The sequence below is a fragment of the Rhizobium sp. SYY.PMSO genome (assembly GCF_046840415.1).
Taxonomy (GTDB): Bacteria; Pseudomonadota; Alphaproteobacteria; order Rhizobiales; family Rhizobiaceae; genus Rhizobium.
In genome coordinates, this window is sequence record NZ_CP177351.1 from 1,174,997 (window position 1) to 1,195,296 (window position 20,300).

Consider the following 20,300-nt stretch of genomic DNA (forward strand, 5'->3'; position numbering starts at 1 on the left):
GAGGGGCTTTGGTCAAAACCACCTTCGCGGCAGACAGGGCGCATCCTGCCGCGTAGCTTCGCAGCAGGAGTCATCAGCCAGATTATGGCGGTTACAGGGGAACTCCATCCCACTCACATGTTAATATCTACGCAGCAGATTACAACGGGAATCCTCCTGAATCTGCCGGAGTCGCATTAAATAGTTCTTGCGAGTGGCCAATTCGGGAAACCTCCGAATAGCCTAGAAAGACCGGCCTGCGTTCATCGCCGCAAGCGACGGGCGAGCACTGCGCGCCTCGACGCTTTGTTGTAGGCGCACGCCCGACTTGGCGTCGAACAGATGGAAATTATCCTGCGAAAATCCGAATTTCAAAGTCTGGCCGGTGGTGATCTTCGCGGTCGGTGCGGTGCGCGCCGTCACTTCCTTCCCCCCGACATCGAAGATGACGAGGGTATCGGCACCTGTCGGCTCGACCAGGTCAACACGCGCATCGAGGACGACGCTGTCTTCGTTCAGTCCCTCGCCGATCGTGATGTTTTCCGGACGGATACCCAAGGTCACCGCCTGCCCGTTGGCCGCATATCCGTCCGGAAGCGGAATGGAGAGTTTGGGCGATACCTTGAGCACCTGGGCGCTCCCGTGGGTTTCGACGGTGCCATCGAGTAAATTCATTGCCGGAGAACCGACGAACCTCGCCACGAACAGATCCGCCGGCGAATTGTAGATATCGTTCGGCGTGCCGATTTGAACGATCTTGCCACCATTCATGACAACGATCTTCGTCGACATCGTCATTGCCTCGACCTGGTCATGCGTGACGTAGACGATAGTCGCGCCGAGCTTCTGATGAAGGCGCTTGATTTCGATGCGCATCTCGGTGCGAAGCTGGGCGTCGAGGTTGGAAAGCGGCTCGTCAAACAAGAACAGCTTGGGATTGCGCACGAGCGCGCGCCCCATGGCAACACGCTGACGCTGACCGCCGGAAAGCTGCCACGGCTTGCGATCGAGCAGATGGTCGATGCGCAGCATCGTGGCCACATTCTGGATTGCCTTCGCACGCTCCGGCGCCCGTACATTCCGAATCTTGAGCCCAAATTCAATGTTCTTCCGAACGGTCATCGTCGGGTAGAGGGCATAGGACTGAAAGATCATCGCGATGTCGCGGTCACGCGCCAGCGTGCCGCTGACATCCGTTCCGTCAATTCTGATCTCGCCAGACGTCGGGTAGTCGAGCCCGGCGATGATGCCGAGCAAGGTCGACTTGCCGCAGCCTGACGGTCCCAGCAACGTGAGGAACTCGCCCTGGCCTGCTTCGACGCTGACCTTGTCGAGCGCGGTGAACGATCCATAGCAACGCGTAACGTCTACGATTGAAAGCGAACCCATTTACTTCATCCTTTTACGGAACCGACGGTGAGCCCGCGGACAAAGTACTTGCCCGCAAGTACGTAGATCACGAGTGTCGGAAGTGCGGTAATGATCGTGCCAGCCATGTCGACGTTGTATTCCTTGACGCCGAAGGTGGTGTTGACAAGATTGTTCAGCGCGACGATGACAGGCTGACTGGAGCCCGAGGAGAACGTTACGCCAAAGAGGAAGTCGTTCCAGATCGCGGTAAACTGCCAGATGAGCGTGACCGCAATGATCGGAGGCGACAACGGCAGGACGATACTGAAGAAGATCGTCCAGTACCCTGCTCCGTCTATCTTGGCCGCCTTGATCAGCTCATCCGGTATCGAGGTGTAATAGTTGCGGAAGAACAGCGTGCAGATCGGAATGCCGTAGACAGACTGAACGAGGATCAGGCCCCAGATTGTATTCAGCAGGCCCAGCTTCCCAAGCAGTTGCGCGGCGGGGATCAGGATCGCCTGATATGGGATGAATACGCCGAAGACGATCAGGATGAACAACATGTTGCTGCCCGGGAACCTGAGCTTGGACAACGTGAAGCCGTTGATCGCACCCAGCGCGGTGGAGATGATCGCCGCGGGAACAACGATCATGAACGAATTCATGTAGTAGGCCTTGAGGCCGACACACCGCGTCCCGATACAGGCTTCTCCCCACGCTTTCGTCCAGGCATAGAGCGACCAGGTTCCCGGCCAGCTGATGATCGACTGGCCCCGGAAGTCTTCGGTCGGCCTGAGCGAAGTAATGAGCATCAGCGCAAGCGGAGCCAGGAAGAAAAGCGCGAGCGACAACAGGACCGCATGGAGAACCAGCCTGGCGACAGGGCTCGCCTGTTCGACGGTTCGAGGTTCCGAGCTCGTCATCGCTTTGGCTTTCTTCCCCAGCGGCCTGATGGTCGGCTGAGAGAAATCATTTGTTGCGGTCACGGTCTGGCGCTCCAATGAGTAGGGCTGGAAGGGCAATGATGAGCGCGGCGACCAGGATCATCACAGCGGAAGCGGAACCGATCCCGAGCTGGTTGCGCCTGAAGGCCATGTCGTACATGAACGTCGCAGGGAACTCGGACGAACTCCCGGGGCCGCGCTGTGTCATCACAATTACGAGGTCGAAGGTTTTGAGCGCCATACCCACAAGGATTGCACCTGCGGACAGGAACACGGGCCAGATCGATGGGACGATGATCGAGAGATAGATCCGCCAAGGACGGGCCCCATCGAGGCTCGCGGCCTTGATGATTTCGCCATCGACGCCACGCAATGCCGAAAGGAACAGAACCATCACGAATCCTGCCACCTGCCAGAGACCGGCGATCACCAGGGTATAGACGACAAGGCGCTCGTCACTGATCCACGCGAACTCGAAGTTCGGAAAACCGAGATCGCGGACAAAGCGCTCGACACCGATCGTCGGGTTCATGATCCAGCGCCAGACCACACCGGTAACCACGAAGGACAACGCGATCGGATAAAGGAAAACGGTGCGCCAGAGACTCTCGGCGCGCACACGCTGGTCGATGAGGATTGCAAGGAATAGTCCTAATGCCAGACCGATCGCTACGTAGAGAACGCTGAATACCAGGAAGTTCCCGACGGCCAGCCGCCACGGTCCGAAACGCCAAAGTTTCCAGTAGTTCTCGAGCCCAACCAAGGTGAAGTCGGGAACCATTTTCGACGCCGAAAGCGAAACGAGGACAGTCCAGGCGATGAAGCCATAGACGAAGACGCTGAGCGTGATGAGCGATGGCGACATCGCGATCACGGGCGCGACGTATTCCCGCCATGGAGCCGCCAGTCTTTTTCGGGTCATTGTGACCTCCCTTCATGAAACGGATCGCGACCGTGGGTCGCGATCGCCTAAGATGATCACTGCGCGAGTTCGACTGCGTCGAGCATTGCCTGGACAGCCTCGTCGGATGTCATCGTCTTGGAGCTGAAGTGCTGCGAGGAGACCTGGCGAATTGCTGCATCGATAGAGGGAGATACACCCTGGGTCATCGTCCACATGTCGCCAACAAGGGTGCCGGCTTCGTTGTTCGCCTTGATATCAGCGGCCGAACGCTGGGCGCAGCTATCGTATTTGTCGAGCGGCACGTCATTGACCGAAGGAACCGAGCCCTTGATCATTGTATAGGCGATTTCCGCATCGGGATTCAGCAGGGTCGATGCCAGGAGCTTCTGTCCCGTCGTGGCATCGTTCTTGCCCTTCTCCTTGACGAAGAAACCCATTGAATTCGAAACCATCACCATGCCGGGCCGGTTGGCGACTTCACCCGGAACCGGCGAGCAAAGGATATCGGTACCCATCTTCTTGCCCGCCTGCAGGAATTCCCCCTTCGCCCAGTCGCCCATGATCTGGAACGCTGCGTCACCTTTGGTGACCATCGCCGAAGCCAGGTTCCAGTCGCGGCCGGGAGCACCACGGTCGACATAGGTGGACAGAATCCGCATGCGGTCGAAGATCTCGCGCGTGGTCTTGCTGTCGATTGCGGTGGGGTCGCCCTTCGCGAGCTTACGGAAGTAGTCCGCGCCGCCTATCGCCAGAGCGACAGTCTGGAACGTCGTACCGTCCTGCCATTCCTGGCCACCGTGGGCGAGAACGATCTTGCCGGCCGCCTGGATCTTCTTCGCCGCCTCGTCAAACTCGGCCCACGTTTCAGGCATCTTGTCGACGCCGGCGGACTTCAGAACCTCGGCGTTACCCCAAAGCCAGTCCAGGCGATGGATATCGTACGGTACGCAAACGTAGTGACCGTCGACCTTGGCGAAATTCTTGAGGAGCTCGGGGAGCCGTTCGTCCCACTTATCCTTGGCGGCAACGTCGTCGATGTTGGCGATATAGCCCTGCTCATACCAGCGGGCCGCTTCCGGGCATTTCGGAAGTGCTGCGCCGGGCGCATCTCCAGCGAGAACACGAGCGCGAAGCGTCGTATCGTGCGCGTCGCCACCGCCACCGGCGACCGGAGAGTCGATCCACTTGCCGCCGGCCTTTTCGAACGCGTCCTTGAACTTGTAGAACGAAGCCGCTTCGCTGCCGGACGTGTTGAAATGAAGGACCTCGACACTGTTGTCGTCGGCTGCCAGTGCCGCGCCGCCGTACAGCATCGGCAGGGTAAGCGCTGCGGCGACCACCGCAAGAAATCTCATTCGCATTGCATCCTCCCAGATGGCCGCGCTCGACGGCCGGTTAAAAGGCAACAGATCCCGGGGTTTCAGGGATCACGGGCGCTCTCGGCCGTAAAAAAGGCGCAAGAGATCATTCTCTGAACCGCAGCGCGGCAGAGTTCGACGCGGCTTCACGTTCGGCGATTGTCACCTCGCCGTTGGCCTGAAGCACATTATGTGAAACACTTCTGCAGGAACTCGCCTGCTTCGATGCCGGCCTCTCCCCGGCATCCGCTCCATGTCAGATGTCGATGTGGCTCTGGTGTCCGGGTCGCGGCATCTTCGAATGGAAGGTCAGCCCCGACAATCCTGCCAGCCCTCCAGGGACACGACTGTAATCAACCAGGCGAGCAAACCAGCCGCCGACGGCAATGGTCAAACCTTGGGTGCTGCATATTGTAGCTCCCACCTCGTTCTGCTTTTTCGTTTTGGTATTTTCCATCCAACAACCTCCCGATGTCGAGGATTTCGACTTGGCAAGCGAACTTGAGCGAACCGCAAAACGACGCCGTTCCTGCAAGACCGACCAATTACAAGGCGCACTTTCTCCCGTTCCGGAGTGATATCGGCACTGCTCGCTTTCACACGATCCAGACCCAATACGACCCGAAAACTGCCTGTATTTGCCGTTTTTAACGCTAAACAAAAAAGATATGGCTGTCAATCTTGGTTGGGTGATCATTGTCGTTTTCAGAAGCTCAAAAATCAGAGGATCGGTTACGGACGCGACAGGTTCAATATCGTTCAAGCCAATGGGCGCGAAGTGCGGACAGACACCATGGCGGAACATCAGCAACTCGCGCTTTGGCGATGCATGTCAAACCGCCTTTTCCAGATCCGCGATTTCGGCAGCCGGTTTCGTCTTCCAGCACTTGCTACCTATGTCGGCGATGCAGCGATACGATGCTTCAGCGTTACACCAGCAACGAAACAGCGAAAGAGCTTGGTTAGCTGCGGCTGACGATTGTCCTGACGATCCCACCGGATCAGACGAAGTAGACGCCGCCGTCGGCGACAATCGACTGGCCCGTCACGTAACCCGAATCCTCTGAAGCCAGGAATGACACGACCTTGGCGATATCTTCAGGTTGCGCGAGCCGGCCAAGCGGAACCTTCGCGCCGACCTTTGCAAGTTCGCTGCCCCGAGGCGTGCCTTCCGTGTGTGTCACGACCTCGTCGATTGAATCGTACATCGGTGTCTGCGTCGCTCCGGGGCTGTAGATATTGGCGGTGATCCCATGCTTCGCGAGTTCCAGCGCGACCGTCTGATTGAAACCGCGTACCGCGAACTTCGAAGCGACGTATGCGCATTGCCACTCGCCGCCCTTGTGTGCGCTGACGGAACCCGCCGCGATCAGCCGGCCGCCGCGCCCTTGCCTGATCATCTGCTCCGCGGCTGCCTTGTAGCAATTGAAAACTCCGCGCACATTTACCGCCATGGAACGATCGATGTCGTCGGCCGTCGTATCCACGAAATGAGCGGTGATGGCGATACCCGCGTTCGCGACCATGACATCGATGCCGCCAAAGTCGGCAACATGCTCGGCAACCATCCGATTGACGTCATCCGCTTTGGTGACGTCTACAGTGGAGATGCGGCATCTGCCGCCAGCGCCCTCCATCTCGGCGCGGACGGCATTCAGTTTCGTCAGGCTGGATGGCAAGTCGGCCAGTGTGACCGAAAGACCGTCCTTCGCCAGACGAAGCGCGATGCCGCGGCCGATCCCCTGTGCGGCTCCCGTTACGATTGCTGTGCGATTTTTCGTGGCCATTGTCTCTCCCTCCCTCACACGGCGACTTTGGTCTGAAGGCCTGCTTCCATGCGCTTCAGGTTGGAGATCGCTGTTTCGGCATATCGATCGAAGACCTCGGGATCGGAGGTGAACGCGTTACGCCCGTAGCGGTCAAGCGCCTGCACATCACATTCCATGGCGATAGCGCCGCGATAGCCAATGCCGAAGAGCGTTTCGAGGAAACGTCCGAGGTCCAGGTGGCCCATACCCGGAGCAGTACGGTTGTTGTCGGCCAGATGGACATGCTTGAGATGCCCCGCAACGGAGCGGAGCGCCCCATGAACATCGTTTTCCTCGATGTTCATATGGAAGCTATCGGCCATCAGCCCGACGTGTGGAGAACCTGAGTCCTTGACGAGGCGGTGAGCGGTCTCCAGACGGTTCGCAAGGTATGTCTCGGCCCGGTTGACGCATTCGATGACCGCCGTAACGCCCAGCCCCTGGCCGATACGGCCGATCTCCTCCAGACTCCTGACGACATTGTCCCACTCCTGCGCCAGAGAAGTCTCCGGGCTCAGTTTACCGATGCGCGTCGGCACGATGATCGCGACAGGCGCTCCGATATGCGAGGCAAACTGCAGACATGATCTGACATACGAGACGGCGGCCGACCTGATATCGTCATCCGAACTGGAGAGGTCCCGGTCCCTGCCGACGAACCGGCCGTTCACGGACGTACACTTCAGCCCGTGAGCGTTCAGGCGGCTCTTTATCTCGGACGGCAGCATCGACATTAGCGGGAGCTCCACCCCATCATATCCATAGCGGCTCAAACGCTCGAGGCTCTCCTCCAGCGTCTCGTCAATGAAAAGAGCCTGCGACCAGCTGTAGCGAAACATCAGATTCTCCAGTTCCTGTAATCAGTCGATGATGAGGCCGGCGACCGTGCGAGCGCGGAAATCGTTCAGGATGGTGGCCGTCTCGGACGCCCCGAAGCGACGCGCGCCGTTCCGGTAATAGAGAAGGATGGCATCGAGGTTGAAGCATCCGCCTGAAGCTTTGATGATCGTTTCCGGCTTGAGAACCGACCGCATCTCGCGGACATCTTCCGCGATCGACGCCTGCATGTCGGCGCGCTGGCCGGTCGACGTCTTCACGAAATCTGCCCCGGCGGCTTCGACGATTCGTGCTGCGGCAAGCCGCTGTTCGCGCGTCAGGTAGAAGCATTCGATGATTCCCTTGACCGTCACGCGGTAGGGCTTCGCCAGATTGACGATTGCCCGAACGTCGTCCTCGACGTACCGGACGTCACCCGACAGAAACGCGGAAATATTGATGACCATGTCGAGCTCATCGACGCCTTCGTCCAGCGCCTGTTGCGCCTGCAGGATCTTCGTCGCCGTGTGATCGTTGCCATGCGGGAAGCCGACATAGGTCTGGAGGGCAATGCCCTTGCCTTCGAGCCTCTTCTTCGCGGCCTTCACGCGAAAGGGCTGGGTCGTGAACCTGCCTGCACGGTATTCGATCGCGGTTTCGATGCCCGCGATCATATCCGCCTCTGTATGGTTCGGGTCGATGATCGAGTGATCGATCATGGAAGCGAGGGTATCGACTGTAAGCATAGTTTTCCTCCGATTTGCCATGACCTTACGCGTATGGCTGCTTGTGCCAGGCGACCGCTGATGCGCTTCCCCGGTCCGAATCAAGGGGCGAACCTGTTGATCTACGAAATGGCGCACCGGTCGGCGCCGACTGAGCGTCAGGCTGCCTGATAGGCCTTGCGCCGGCTCTCAGCCTCGTTGATCTTCATCTCCACGAAGATCCTGGAGGTGCGCGCGAAATTGTCGCCATCGCGCCAGTTCTCCCGCCAGACGGCGCAGATTGCCTTGAGCCAATCTCCGCAGCCGGCGTTCGCGAAAGCCTCGATGCCGATGATTTTGGAGTAGCCGATATCCAGCAGCGCATCGAAGATCGGAGCGTACCGGATCGTGCCGGAGCCGAGATTGCCGCGATTGCTCTCACCGACGTGGAAATAGCCGATGCGATCGCCGGCAAGACGGATCGCCCGGGCGGGGTCTTCCTCCTCCATGTTCATGTGGAAGGTATCGAGGTGCAGGTAGATGTTGTCCGAACCCGTATCGCGGATGTAGGCCAGCCCCTGCTGGACCGTGTTGATCAGGTTCGTCTCGTATCTGTTCACGAGTTCGAGGCAGAGGGCGACGTCGGCCGCCTTCGCCTTCGCCGCAACCTTCTGGAGGACGCCGACGCTGGTGTCCCATCCACAGCGGGTTGGCATCGTCTTGAATTTCTGATGGGCGGAAAACATCGGTCCGCTCATCTGCGGACTGCCGAGATCGCGGGCGACGCTGACCGCCTCGTAAAGGAACGCCTCGCCCCGGCGGACCACGTCGGGGTCTTCGCTTGTCAGGTCGTATTCGGGCGCAAGACCCGCCGAAGCGAGAACACCGAGACCGAGTTCATCGGCGCGTTTCGCGATGCGATCTACATTGATCTTGCTGCGGTCGACGCCTGGGAATTCGATCAGGCTGTAGCCGGTCGCGACAGCCTTTTCCATCACCATTTCAAGGCTTTCCTGATCTTGACCATCGGTCCATACGAAGGAGTGGATTGCGAGTCTCATCGTACACGGTTCCATTGTTCTGCCAGCGTCTGCGCCGGCTCGTTCGCCACTAGGTGGCTCGGCCGTGCGTCGTTGATACGCGCGGCGCCAAGCCCCCCTTCGGCAGCTGACGCGGGTATCAGTCCGTGCGCACCGCACCGCCTTCGACACGCAGCAGCGCGCCGCGGGTCGCGTTCGACGCGGGGCAGCAAAGATAGACGATCATGTTGGCGACTTCGTCCGCTTCGGCAAAACGGCCCAGCAGCGATGTCGGCTCGTTGACTTCGAAGTGGCGCTTCTCGAACTCTTCAAGAGACATGCCCTTGGCCTCGCGGTAAACCCATTCGCTGATCGTGCCGCCGGGAGCAACGCAATTGACGGTAACGTTGGTCCGGTGAAACTCTTCGGCGATGCTTCGGGACAGACGAATGACCGCGGCCTTGCAAACTCCGTAATCGACCAGGACAGGCGTGCTGACGAGACCCGACTCGCTGGTCATGAAAATGATCCTGCCGAAGTCCTTCTTTTTCAGCAGCGGAGCATAGTGGCGCGTCAGGCGCACGCCGCTCATGACGTTGAAGTCCCACTGGAATTGCCAGTCCTCGTCGGTCAATTGTGTAAAGGGGACGAGATTGCTCGTGCCGCCGGCCATGTTGATCAGGATGTCGATGTCCTTCACGGTATCGATGACTTTCCGGCACCCCTCCGCCGTCGCGACGTCCGCCTGAACCGTCATCACCTCGGCGCCGGGGACGCGTTCACGCACCTCGTCCGCCGCCTTTGCCAGCCGGTCCTCATTTCTTCCGTTAATCCAAACCTTCGCGCCGCGCGCCGTCAGACCCTGCGCGGTGGCAAGGCCGATCCCGGTTACCGATGCGGTGATCAGCGCAGTCTTGCCTGTTAGATCGAGGTCCATCATCGCCACGAGCACATCCTCCTATTTCGTGTGATCGATACCTGATTCCGAGGACGCCTTGTGGAGCGCTAAACTCGGTGGTCGGCGCTAGATTTAGCGTTAAAATGTTGACTGCGCAAGCGCTTCTGTATAATGCACGCAATAATCAATTTCAGGATCGGTTTCGACGGCAGATTATGGTCGGAGCCGCGATCCGGTTTTACGAGCTGACCAAATGATCCGCAGGCGAAACTAGCCTGCCGATTTTCAGGACAGACTACAGGAGCGAAGTGATGGATTTACATCTTCAGGGCAAAGTCGTCGTCGTGACCGGCGGCGGTTCCGGCATCGGAGCCGCAATCTGCGAAGTCCTGGCAGAGGAAGGAGCAAAGCCCGTGGTTCTCGCACGGCGTCGGCCGGCTCAAGAATGGCTTTCGGCGACCGGAGCGGACTTTCAACAGGCCGAGCTTTCGAATGACGACGCCTGCCGCGCCGCGGTCGGCGCGATCAGGGAGCGGCATGGTTTGATCCATGGCCTGGTAAACAACGCCGGGGCGAATGACGGCGTCGGAATTGACAAGGGACCGGCCGCTTTTCGGGCCAGCCTGGATCAGAACCTTGTCCACTACTACACGATAGTCCATCTGCTCGCAGATGACCTCCGGGCAACGCAGGGAGCGATCGTCAACATCTCGTCCAAGACGGCACTGACCGGTCAAGGCGGCACCTCCGCCTACATTGCAGCCAAGGCAGCGCAGTTGGGAATGACGCGCGAATGGGCTGTGGAGTTCCTTCCGCACAAGGTCCGTGTGAACGCGATCGTTGTCGCCGAAGTGATGACGCCGCTTTATCGCCGCTGGCTCGACACGATGTCCGACCCAGAAGCGGCACTGAAGGAAATCACCGGCCGTATTCCGCTTGGACGGCGCATGACGGAGGCCCGCGAGATCGGTGACGCCTGCGCATTCCTGCTGTCGGATCGCTCGAACCACACCACGGGCCAATGGATATTCCCGGACGGCGGCTACACCCACCTCGATCGATCGATTGGCGCTGGGTCGCGCTGACAACGACGCAATGAGAAACGCATGACCTTTAAGGCACCTGATAGCAGGGACCTGGATCGGTGGAGGCGCGGCCTTCCAGAATGAGCCGGCGTCGAGCGCGCCGATCGGTTTTGCGCGGCGACGGAGGACGCCTTCCGTCTATCGGTTACAGCCTAAGGGCAAGCCGTGCGGCGCTCCTGATTGCGATCGCGGATGAGATCGAGGCTCGCGCCGCCATACGGACTGGCGACGTTATCGATCCGCAGGTTCCTGCGTCCGGTTCGCTTCCGGAATATACCCGAGGGACTTCCGCCCTTGGCATAAGAGCCGGCAAGTCCCCGTCAGCCACATCATTCGATGGGCGGGCGACCGTACCGCAGGGCCGGGCATCGATAGTCGACACGCCGAGCCGAGGACGTTACAATTGCGCTCATGGACGATCGAAAGGGCATGGGCTCCGAATTGCAGCGCAAACAGACGTTGGCTGAAAAGCTAAGCCGAAGCCTCAGGGAAGCGATCGTAAACGGGGATATCGAGCCCGGCACCGTTTTGACGGAGGTCCCGCTGGCGCAGCTTGTGGGCTCCAGCCGCGTACCGGTGCGAAGCGCCTTGCAGGAATTGATGGCGGATGGCCTCATGCATCGCGCCGGAGCCCATGGCTATATCGTTGGGCCATCCGGTGTGGAGCCGATCCGTGCCCCGCTTGCGCAATCACTGGCCCGTCTCTCGATCCTTCACGAGCCCCGCATCAATTTCGCCTGGCAGACGCTTTACGACGACGTCGAGCAAAAAGTGGTCCACCGTTCCTTCTTCGGCCGAACGCGGATCAACGAGCACGAACTCGCACGGCACTATGGCGTCGGCCGCACTGTTGCCCGAGATGTCCTTTCCAGATTGGAAACACTTGGGATGATCGAGAAGGACGAGGCCTCGCGGTGGTCGGTCGTCCCGCTGGACGAGCGACGCATCCTCGAACTCTACGAACTGCGCGAGCATCTCGAACCCGTCGCTCTCGCTGGCGCGCTGGAAAGGCTCCCGGACGACGAGGTTGCCGCCATGAGCGCTCGTCTGGCCGACGGAGCGAGCCGTTATCCGGCAATTTCCGCCACCGAGATGTATGACCTTGAAGTCGATCTGCATGTGACTTGCGTGCAGCGCACCAGCAATCGAGAACTCGCCAAGGCTCTGCAGCCAACACATTGCCTGCTCACTCTCTCAAAGCACACCGTCGGGACAAAAGTCGAGAAGCCGCCTCGGGAAGCGTTCTTCGACGAACATGCCGCCGTCTTTGCCGCGATCCGGCTGGGGGACCCCGCCAAGGCGGAAGCTGCCATGCGCGCCCACATCAGAAGCTCGGTCGCTGGCGTCGTTGCGCGCGCCGAAATGGTTCGCCACGAGGGGGCGACGGAACCGGCGAGCTTCTTCGCGTGACCTGACCTCGACGGCGAACACTTTTCCGATTGGAGCCCTGATGCCGCAGGGAACGCGACAATAGTATCAGAATGAGAGAAACCGGGACAACACGGTTTCGTGCAAGTCCATATCCTGAACCCATGCCATGGTCTTTGGGAGGACGGATATGTGCGATAGTGGACGTTATGGATCGGGGGTCGAACTGGCCAATCGTGGAGAACGGCGCGGCCCCTGTGGATCGGACCATCATCCCGTCGATGCCGATGCCGCCCGCTTTGTCGAAGGGCGCCTCGGCCAAGACGACGAGGCGGTCAGCCCCTGTTACTCCGGTCGCAACTGCAAGCGCTGCAAGGCTTCGATGGAGAAGATCGCCGGCGCTCTCGACACGAATGCCATTCCCGGCTCCTAGTCGTCTATCGGGTTAGAACTCTCGTGACCGGCTAGATTGCCCTGCCGGCGCTACGTTGAAACGCTGTCGGTACTCTCGCGGGGTCTGCCCTTTCAGAGACTTGAACTGCCTTCCGAAGTTGGCAAGCGAGCGGTAACCCACGGCCTCGGCGATCGATGCAATGGGCCGGTCTCCCGCGATCAGCTCGCCGCAGGCTTCGCCGATCCGAAGCCGCATGACATATTCGCTGAGCGTCAGGCGGGTATGCCGCATAAACATGCGATGGAATGCCGAAGCGCTGAGCGCGGCGATTTCCTTCAGCTCGGCGACCCTGATCTCATCCCGGTAATTCTTGTGGACGTGTTCCAGTACCCGATCGATTCTTGAACCCGGCGCTTCGGTTGCCAACGGCGTCTTGTTCGGCGCGCTGAGCGGGGCCGCGCCGTCATCCGTGGCAAGCGAAAGAAGGATGGCCATAAGGTCCAGAAGACGATCGGCGGGCTTCTTGTCGAAAATGGCCTCGATCGAAGCGCGAACCCGGTCGGCCGCTTGCGGTGAAAACCGCAGACCACGGGAGGATCGCTCCAGCATTGCGCCGATCGGCTTCAGTTCGGTCAGAAGCTCCGTCAGCCCCCGCGCCCATTCGGGCCGAAACCAGATCACCATCACGTTGTGAGGCTGGTCGTCGTCGATCTTGCTTGACGACGACCAGGTATGCGGAAGGTGTGGTCCGAGCAGGACCAGATCACCGTCGTCATACGTCCCGACATGGTCCCCGATGAAACGATGGCCGCGCGAATTCGTCGTAAGTGTGAGTTCGAATTCCGGATGGTGATGCCATTCGAACGGCACGTTGGAATGCCTGAGCGCCCGGACCATCGACCATGAAGAATCATCGGCGACAACCACCTTTTCCAGAAACGGCTTCATGAGGTATCCATCCCCAAAACGATAAGCTCCGGCGCAATTTCTGGCCCCGGCCCTTGTCAGTTTAGCGCTATAAGCGGTGTTGGGGATAGTGGTTTTCGCTCGGGTTCAAGGCAAAGCTTGCGAAACAGCGGCTTGCGTCGTTGTCGAGGGAAATGTCGATACGCGCCACGGGCTGGGTTGAAAGGGCGTTCGTCAGACGATGCTCCAGTACCCCCGATGTGACGTCCAAAGCCGGATAGACGCGACAATAGTATCATTATTCAACACGACGCTACAACATGGCGGCCAAGGCCTCGGATATCGTTCTCGAATGCCAGTTGGAGACTGGCAACCACGGAGGAGAAACGATGACCCACGCTACCGATATCAACAAGGACGACCACCCGACATCGAGCCGCGCCACAACGCCGCTCCACCAGATCAAGAAGAAGCTGCCCTTGCGCGTCCTGTCCCAGGCCGATTTCGACCACTGGCAAAGGTCCGGCTACGTCATCGTCCGCAACGCCGTCCCCAAGGAGAATGTCGAGCGCCTCAAGGCGATGCTCTGGGAGTTCGAGGAGAAGGACCCCGACGACCCGTCCACATGGGACGTCGCTTCGCGCAATCCGGTTCCCGACGGCGCTGTCGCCAATACGGGCATGGTGGAGGTCTATCACCACCAGCTGCTCTGGAATAACCGTATGGAGCCGCGCATCTACGACGCGTTCGTAGACATCTGGGATATGGAAGACCTTTGGGTGTCGATCGACCGCGCGAACCTGAACACCCCGAACAGGGGCAAGCGCGCCTCTCCCGGCTTCATCCACTGGGACGCCGATACGTCGCTCGACCCTCTGCCGATCGCCGTTCAGGGCGTACTTTCGCTCGTCCACCAGGACGGCGGCGATATCGGCGGCTTCCAGTGCGTCCCGTATCTGTTCGAGCATTTCGACGAGTGGGTGAAGACCCAGCCTGCCGACCGTGACCCCCATCGCCCCAACATGGCTGGCATCGAGGACAAGGCGGTCAAGCTGGAACTCTTCCCCGGCGATCTCATGATCTTCAACTCCCTCCTCGCCCACGGGGTTGCACCCAACACGTCGGAAAACAAGGTGCGCATGGCGCAGTACATTTCCATGTTTCCTGCCGACGAGCACGACCTGGTGGAGCGTGAAGCCCGCATTCGCTCCTGGAGAGAGCGCACCCCGATTGCGCGCGCCGGCTTCGTCGGTGATCCGCGTGGCCTGGAAAAGCGTCACGGCAAGACCGCAGAGCTTACGCCGCTCGGCGAGAAGCTGCTGGGCTCGAAAAGCTGGAACGCCTAACCCGTTGCAGTGGAAAGATTGTTTAGCAAGGACCAACATCGGGCTCCCATTGGTGGAGCCCTTTTTTCGTGGGCAGCGAATTTCACTTGCCTTAATTTGTCTCAGAGAAAAACTATCTTATCCGTACCGCTGGAGTCTGATAGCATCGCGATCTATCGGGCATGCGACGATACGCATCGACCGATATTCGAAAGGACCAAAATCGATCAATGACGACCACGCGCCTCCTTCGCCATGTCAATTCCCAGAAGTGCCTTCGCCTGCTTCGCGACAAAGGTCCGCAATCAAAGGCCGACCTTGCCAGGGAGCTTGGCGTCACCAAAACGACGGTCGGCTATGCAGTGGGTGAATTGATGGATGCCGGCTTGGTGGTCGAAGCCGGTGTCGAGCAGGGCGGAGGCTATCGAGGCCGTCCCGGCAACGTCCTTTCCCTTAATTCCAACGGCGCATTTTTCGTCGGTGTCGAGGTCACGCCGGAGCACCTGCTGGCGGTCTTGTGCGATTTCTCGCTCGCGATCGTCAGGCGCGTGAACGTACCCATCAAGATCTCGGAAATGCCTGCCGAAGACGTCGTCGAAAGAGTGAAATCCATCGTCGATGCGATGCTTCGGGAAAGCCGCCTGGCCGATTCAGATGTCTACGGCCTCGGCATGTCGGTTTCTGGTATCGTCACACCCGCAGGCAAGGTCTTTATCCCGCCCGTTCGTTCGTGGAACGACGTCGATCTGACGGTAATGCTGACCGCCGCGATGCCAAGTGGTTGGGTAATCAAATGCTGCAACGACGCAGCCGCGACGGCGTTCCTTATCTCCGAACCGCTGCCGGAACGGGAGAAGGAAAGCCTTCTCGTTCTCGTGCTGGCAAGCGGTATCGGCAGCGCGGTTGTTCGAAACGGAATCGTGGATCGGGGCGCACACGGGGTTGCCGGAGAGATCGGCCTGATGCGTCTGTCGGATGAGCTCTCCCAGAGCGGCAAGACGTTTCAGGAAGGTGCGGGCTATGCACACTTCGCCAAGTTTATCGGCGCAGCCAAAGACCCCGAGGATGCCCTCAATGCCCTGGCAGCGATCGCGGAACCTGATACGGAGCTGCTTGAGGTGCTGTCCATATGGTCGGACAGGCTCGCAGCGGCGCTCCTGAACGCAATCTATCTTCTCGACCCCGCCGTTATCGTCGTGTCGGGACCGCTGTCGGTGCTCTATCCCAAGGTCGCCGATAAAGTGGCCGAACGGCTGCAGGCGAAGTTCATTCCCGGATTGTCGGTGCCGCCGATCGTCGTCGACGGCCCCGGACAACGCCTGCCCGCGGTCGGAGCGGCGGCCCTCATTCGCGAGGATCTGTTTCTTCTTCCCGCATTCAGCTCGGTCGCGGCCTGATCACCGTCCCCGGCTCACCGAGAACCGCGCGAGGTCTTCGAGCGCGGTCTTCGCTATCGGAGAACCGGTAACACTCCAGGCTTCCAGGAAGCCGTGAATGGCTCGCGGATAGATTTTCAGTTCCACGGCTACGCCGGCATAGCCGAGCTGCCGCGCCATCTCGATATTCTCGTCGTACAGGTTGTCGTGGCTGGCGACGGACAGGAATGTCGGAGGCAGACCCCGCAGGTCAGCTTTGATGGGGCTTATGAGCGGGTTTGCGGGATCACCATCCTTCCCGAGATAGAATGCCTGTGAGGCGCGTACGCCTTCTGTGGTCATTGGCAACTCGCCGCCACCGTAGCGTGAATCCGACTCCCGTTCGTTTTCAAGATCGAACCCGCCATAAATAAGCGCGAGCCCTGCAAGCTGGGTCTTGTAACGATCACGCAGGAGGATTGCCGTGCCGATCGCGAGATTGGCTCCGGCCGAATCTCCCATCAGGACAATCGGTGTATTCGGCTCGCGCGCCATCACATGACGGACGAACCTTACGCAGGCCTCCATGTTGGCTGGGAAGCGGACCTCCGGAACCAACGGGTATTCCAGACCGATTACCCTGACCGGACCATCGGCGGCGACCTGCCGCATGATCGGGTCGTAGACATCGATATCGAGATGGCTCCATGCGCCGCCGTGGAGGTAGATCACGGTCGGCACGCCTGGCGCGGTTGCCGGCCGATACGTGCGAAAGCGCATCCCCTCGAATGCTCCCTCCTCCACATTATCAACGGCTGGAATCCTGCGCCCTGCCTCATCGCGAAGCCGTCGTGTCCCCAGCCGTACATCTTCGATTGCGTCGGATGCGATCAGGTCGTCCGCCTTTTTGAGATAGCGGGCGAAGGCCTGCATATCCGGCGATAGTTCGTCATACACGCTCATTCTCGTCTCCTCCCGCATTAACAATTTGACACAAGTCTTAGACTAAGACTATATGCAGACCATGGAGGAAACAAGGCGGCAGCGGATAGGAGAAGAATTTTAGTACTGGTCTAAGACCAAGATTATAGCTGCCTGGCTTTTTCGGCCGCGGCATCCGACAGAGAGCTCAGCGAGAAGGAGGAGAAGCTTGCAGAGTGTTCTTGAACTATCAAACGTATCGAAGAATTTCGGCGCGATACAGGCCCTGACCGACGTGTCGTTCTCGATCAAGCCTGCGGAAATCGTTGGTCTGATGGGCGACAACGGCGCAGGCAAATCGACGCTGATCCGCGTTATCGCTGGCAATCACACGCCCAGTTCCGGCAGCTACAGGCTCAATGGAAACGACGTCCATTTCACGAAACCTGCGGAAGCGAGGGCAAGCGGCGTCGAAGTGGTCTATCAGGACCTGGCGCTTTGCGACAACCTTTCGGCCTCCGCAAATGTCTTCCTCGGCCGCGAGATCATGAGGACCATCGGTCCTTTCAAGTTCCTCGATCATGGCGCGATGCGCAGGCGGGCCGTGGAGATTTTCCGCGAACTCAAGACCGAAACGCGCGCCCGCGATCTTGTGGCTCGCATGTCGGGCGGCCAACGCCAGGCAGTGGCGATTGCCCGCACCCGTCTGGCCCAGTCGAAAATCGTTCTGATGGACGAGCCGACCGCCGCAATTTCCGTTCGCCAGGTCGCCGAGGTTTTGGCGCTGATCAAACGCCTCCGAGACCAGGGAACGGCGATCGTTCTCGTCTCGCACCGAATGCCCGATGTCTTCGAGGTCTGTGATCGCGTCATCGTGATGCGTCGCGGCCAGAAGGTAGCCGACAAGGCGATTGCCAGCACCTCGCCCCAGGAAGTCACTGCGCTGATCACCGGCGCTCAGGCCAGCGCCTGACCAAATTCTACGAGCGAACATGACCGATCGAAACAATACGACCATGGGATCACCCAGTCTTACCGGCTCGAACGCGGCCGATCTCGACGCCGTTCTCGACAAGCGCGAACGCAGCCTCACAAGAGCGTTTCTGCACAGCCAGGAATTCTGGATACTGCTTGTCGTTATCCTGCTGTGTATCGTCGTCGGTGCCATCGCACCCAAGTTCCTGTCCGTCGCCAACCTGTCGAACATCCTCCAGAATTTCGCGTTCGTCGCTCTGATGGCGATCGGAATGACCCCGGTCATCATGACCGGCGGCATCGATATCTCGTCCGGCTCGAACCTCGGCCTCTGCGCGATCTCGCTGGCGATCATGTTGAACGGCGGCATGCCGTTCTTTCCCGCGGTCATTCTGACCATGGCGGTGGGAGGCCTCGCCGGAGCCATCAACGGCTTCCTCGTCACCTATATGAAAATGCCGCCCTTCATCGTCACGCTCGGCATGATGAGCGTCTTGAGATCGATCACGCTCGTAATCTCCCGAAACCAGGTATTCTACGATTTCGGTCCGGGTGGAGACATGCTGTTTGCTGTCGGCGGCGGCACGGTCCTTGGTATTCCCTCGGTGTTGATTGCGGTCGTCATCGCGGCGATCGCGATGCAGTTCGCACTGACGATGACCCGCTGGGGCCGCTACGTGAAGGCGATCGGCGGCAATCAGTCGGCCGCCGAACTGACGGGTCTGCCCGTCTACGCGATCAAGCTTTCCGTCTACATCCTCATGGGCGTCATTACGGCGCTGACTTCGGTATTCCTGCTTGGCTGGCTCGGGGCGGCGACGAACGTCCTCGGTACCGGCCAGGAGCTTCAGGTCATCGCAGGGTCCGTCATCGGCGGCGCGAACCTGATGGGTGGATACGGCAGCGCGCCGGGAGCCGTCGTCGGCTCGCTCCTGATCGAGGTCATCCGCAACTCCCTTCTTCTGGCCGGGGTTGATCCCTTCTGGCAGGGAACCTTCGTCGGAGCATTCATCATCTTCGCCGTCTGGCTGGAGCGACTGCGCATGTCGCGGCAATAGGCCACCGCTCGACGGTGATCATCGGGGAAATTGCGCGAAACCAAACCACACTGAGATTGTCGAGGAGGACATCAACGTGACTTCGAAGCACAAGACTAAGCAGGCATTGGCAGCATTGGCGGTATTGGGAGGAATGGCGGCGGCGTTGCCGTCGGGTGCCGCGGCTGCGGAGACCTACGCACTCATTCCCAAGGGGCTGATCGACCCCTTCGGCGCGAAAATGAAGGATGGCTGCGAAGCCGCCGCCAAGGAGATCGGCGTCACCTGCCTGTTCGTCGGCCCGACGAGCAATGACGAAGGAGCCCAAATCCAGACGCTGAACGACATGGTGACGCGGGGCCTCGATGGCATTGCCATCGCACCGAAGAACCCCAAATCCGTGGCTCGCTTCATTAAGAAGGCCAAGGATTCGGGCATTCCAGTCATCACGTTCGACAGCGATCTTCCCGAAGACAACCAGGATCTCCGCACCTCGTTCGTCGGCACGGACAACTATAATTTCGGCGTCACGCTGGCCAAGAAGGTCATCGAGATGAAGCCCAAGGGCGGCACCGTCTGCATTCAGTCGGGAACCCCCGGGTCGATCAATCTCGATACCCGCGTTCAGGGCGTGCGTGATACGCTGGCGGGTTCCGACCGGTCCAAGCCGGTCGCCAAGCTCGATGGCCAGAACGGCTGGACCGAACCGTCGGGATGCCCGCTTTACAACAACGATGACATCACGTTGGCGGCCCAGCAGCTCAATGACCTCGTCATCGCGCACCCCGATCTCGACGCGCTGATCGCGGTCGGTGGTTGGGCGCAATATGCACCGGACGCCTATAAGCGGGCGATGAACCGGGTCAAGGAGCGGATCGACGCCCACGAGTTCGTCATCTCGTTCGGCGATGCCGAGCCGCCGCAGATGCCGTTGCTGAAGGCTGGCCTGAGTAGCTTCAACGTCGGCCAGAACCCTTATCAGATCGGGTACAAGGCGCTGATGGCGCTTCACGACATCAAGGCCGGCAAGACGATTCCGCCGTCGATCGATACGGGCTTCGTGACCTGCACTCCGGAGCAGGCAGACACCTGCGGCAAATAATTCCTCCCTGCCCTGCCCTCTTGGCAGCGGCTCGCCAAAGGTCACGGCC

General features: G+C 59.7%; 20 protein-coding genes and 1 riboswitch. Of the genes, 8 read left to right on the forward strand and 12 right to left on the reverse strand.

Annotation, left to right across the window (positions count from 1 at the left end):
- Nucleotides 1–57: 57 nt before the first annotated feature.
- Nucleotides 58–121, reverse strand: a riboswitch (Fluoride riboswitch).
- A 101-nt stretch (nucleotides 122–222) separates the two neighbouring features.
- The 10 genes from ACJJVH_RS32095 to ACJJVH_RS32140 form a co-directional block, all read right to left on the reverse strand.
- Nucleotides 223–1,368, reverse strand: a complete 1,146-nt coding sequence (locus ACJJVH_RS32095) for an ABC transporter ATP-binding protein (protein WP_412066475.1) — start codon at nucleotides 1,366–1,368, stop codon at nucleotides 223–225.
- Between the two features lie 5 nt (nucleotides 1,369–1,373).
- A complete protein-coding gene (locus ACJJVH_RS32100; RefSeq protein WP_412066476.1) occupies nucleotides 1,374–2,255 on the reverse strand; it encodes a carbohydrate ABC transporter permease in 882 nt (293 codons plus the stop codon).
- Nucleotides 2,256–2,301: 46 nt separating this feature from the next.
- A complete protein-coding gene (locus tag ACJJVH_RS32105; RefSeq protein ID WP_412066960.1) occupies nucleotides 2,302–3,141 on the reverse strand; it encodes a carbohydrate ABC transporter permease in 840 nt (279 codons plus the stop codon).
- Between the two features lie 113 nt (nucleotides 3,142–3,254).
- Nucleotides 3,255–4,535, reverse strand: a complete 1,281-nt coding sequence (locus ACJJVH_RS32110; protein ID WP_162703906.1) for an ABC transporter substrate-binding protein — start codon at nucleotides 4,533–4,535, stop codon at nucleotides 3,255–3,257.
- Nucleotides 4,536–4,794: 259 nt separating this feature from the next.
- The gene (locus tag ACJJVH_RS32115; protein WP_412066477.1) at nucleotides 4,795–5,343 is read right to left on the reverse strand and encodes a hypothetical protein; all 549 of its coding nucleotides are present in this window, start codon (nucleotides 5,341–5,343) and stop codon (nucleotides 4,795–4,797) included.
- 196 nt (nucleotides 5,344–5,539) lie between these two features.
- On the reverse strand, nucleotides 5,540–6,325 hold the full coding sequence (locus ACJJVH_RS32120) for an SDR family oxidoreductase (RefSeq protein ID WP_113451497.1): 786 nt from the start codon (nucleotides 6,323–6,325) through the stop codon (nucleotides 5,540–5,542).
- A 14-nt stretch (nucleotides 6,326–6,339) separates the two neighbouring features.
- Nucleotides 6,340–7,185: a sugar phosphate isomerase/epimerase family protein gene (locus ACJJVH_RS32125; protein WP_412066478.1), complete on the reverse strand. Its 846-nt coding sequence runs from the start codon at nucleotides 7,183–7,185 to the stop codon at nucleotides 6,340–6,342.
- Nucleotides 7,186–7,206: 21 nt separating this feature from the next.
- A complete protein-coding gene (gene deoC / locus ACJJVH_RS32130; RefSeq protein WP_162761019.1) occupies nucleotides 7,207–7,908 on the reverse strand; it encodes a deoxyribose-phosphate aldolase in 702 nt (233 codons plus the stop codon).
- Between the two features lie 137 nt (nucleotides 7,909–8,045).
- Nucleotides 8,046–8,927 (reverse strand): sugar phosphate isomerase/epimerase family protein, encoded by an 882-nt coding sequence (locus tag ACJJVH_RS32135; RefSeq protein WP_412066479.1) that lies wholly within the window; start codon nucleotides 8,925–8,927, stop codon nucleotides 8,046–8,048.
- A gap of 118 nt (nucleotides 8,928–9,045) precedes the next feature.
- The gene (locus tag ACJJVH_RS32140) at nucleotides 9,046–9,825 is read right to left on the reverse strand and encodes an SDR family NAD(P)-dependent oxidoreductase (RefSeq protein WP_113451494.1); all 780 of its coding nucleotides are present in this window, start codon (nucleotides 9,823–9,825) and stop codon (nucleotides 9,046–9,048) included.
- A 269-nt stretch (nucleotides 9,826–10,094) separates the two neighbouring features.
- Here ACJJVH_RS32140 and ACJJVH_RS32145 point away from each other — a divergent pair, with 269 nt between their 5' ends.
- From ACJJVH_RS32145 to ACJJVH_RS32155, 3 genes are all read left to right on the forward strand, one after another.
- On the forward strand, nucleotides 10,095–10,868 hold the full coding sequence (locus ACJJVH_RS32145) for an SDR family oxidoreductase (protein ID WP_412066480.1): 774 nt from the start codon (nucleotides 10,095–10,097) through the stop codon (nucleotides 10,866–10,868).
- Nucleotides 10,869–11,279: 411 nt separating this feature from the next.
- Entirely contained in the window at nucleotides 11,280–12,278 is a 999-nt protein-coding gene (locus ACJJVH_RS32150) for an FCD domain-containing protein (RefSeq protein WP_412066481.1), read from the forward strand.
- Between the two features lie 148 nt (nucleotides 12,279–12,426).
- Nucleotides 12,427–12,669, forward strand: a complete 243-nt coding sequence (locus ACJJVH_RS32155; protein WP_113423404.1) for a hypothetical protein — start codon at nucleotides 12,427–12,429, stop codon at nucleotides 12,667–12,669.
- A gap of 12 nt (nucleotides 12,670–12,681) precedes the next feature.
- On the opposite strand, the gene ACJJVH_RS32160 is transcribed toward ACJJVH_RS32155, so the two are convergent.
- Entirely contained in the window at nucleotides 12,682–13,578 is an 897-nt protein-coding gene (locus ACJJVH_RS32160) for a helix-turn-helix domain-containing protein (protein WP_412066482.1), read from the reverse strand.
- Between the two features lie 347 nt (nucleotides 13,579–13,925).
- Between ACJJVH_RS32160 and ACJJVH_RS32165 the strand changes: the two genes are divergently transcribed.
- Nucleotides 13,926–14,882, forward strand: coding sequence for a phytanoyl-CoA dioxygenase family protein (locus ACJJVH_RS32165; protein WP_112794961.1), 957 nt, complete (start codon nucleotides 13,926–13,928; stop codon nucleotides 14,880–14,882).
- A 209-nt stretch (nucleotides 14,883–15,091) separates the two neighbouring features.
- Nucleotides 15,092–16,258: an ROK family protein gene (locus tag ACJJVH_RS32170; RefSeq protein WP_412066483.1), complete on the forward strand. Its 1,167-nt coding sequence runs from the start codon at nucleotides 15,092–15,094 to the stop codon at nucleotides 16,256–16,258.
- Here the strand turns inward: ACJJVH_RS32170 and ACJJVH_RS32175 are convergent, their stop codons facing one another.
- Nucleotides 16,259–17,179, reverse strand: a complete 921-nt coding sequence (locus tag ACJJVH_RS32175) for an alpha/beta hydrolase (protein ID WP_412066484.1) — start codon at nucleotides 17,177–17,179, stop codon at nucleotides 16,259–16,261.
- A gap of 187 nt (nucleotides 17,180–17,366) precedes the next feature.
- Here ACJJVH_RS32175 and ACJJVH_RS32180 point away from each other — a divergent pair, with 187 nt between their 5' ends.
- The 3 genes from ACJJVH_RS32180 to ACJJVH_RS32190 all read left to right on the forward strand — a co-directional run bounded on the left by ACJJVH_RS32180 (nucleotide 17,367) and on the right by ACJJVH_RS32190 (nucleotide 20,251).
- On the forward strand, nucleotides 17,367–18,110 hold the full coding sequence (locus tag ACJJVH_RS32180; RefSeq protein WP_113384567.1) for a sugar ABC transporter ATP-binding protein: 744 nt from the start codon (nucleotides 17,367–17,369) through the stop codon (nucleotides 18,108–18,110).
- 19 nt (nucleotides 18,111–18,129) lie between these two features.
- On the forward strand, nucleotides 18,130–19,170 hold the full coding sequence (locus ACJJVH_RS32185; protein WP_412066485.1) for an ABC transporter permease: 1,041 nt from the start codon (nucleotides 18,130–18,132) through the stop codon (nucleotides 19,168–19,170).
- Between the two features lie 76 nt (nucleotides 19,171–19,246).
- Nucleotides 19,247–20,251: a sugar-binding protein gene (locus tag ACJJVH_RS32190; protein WP_113451489.1), complete on the forward strand. Its 1,005-nt coding sequence runs from the start codon at nucleotides 19,247–19,249 to the stop codon at nucleotides 20,249–20,251.
- Nucleotides 20,252–20,300 lie beyond the last annotated feature (49 nt).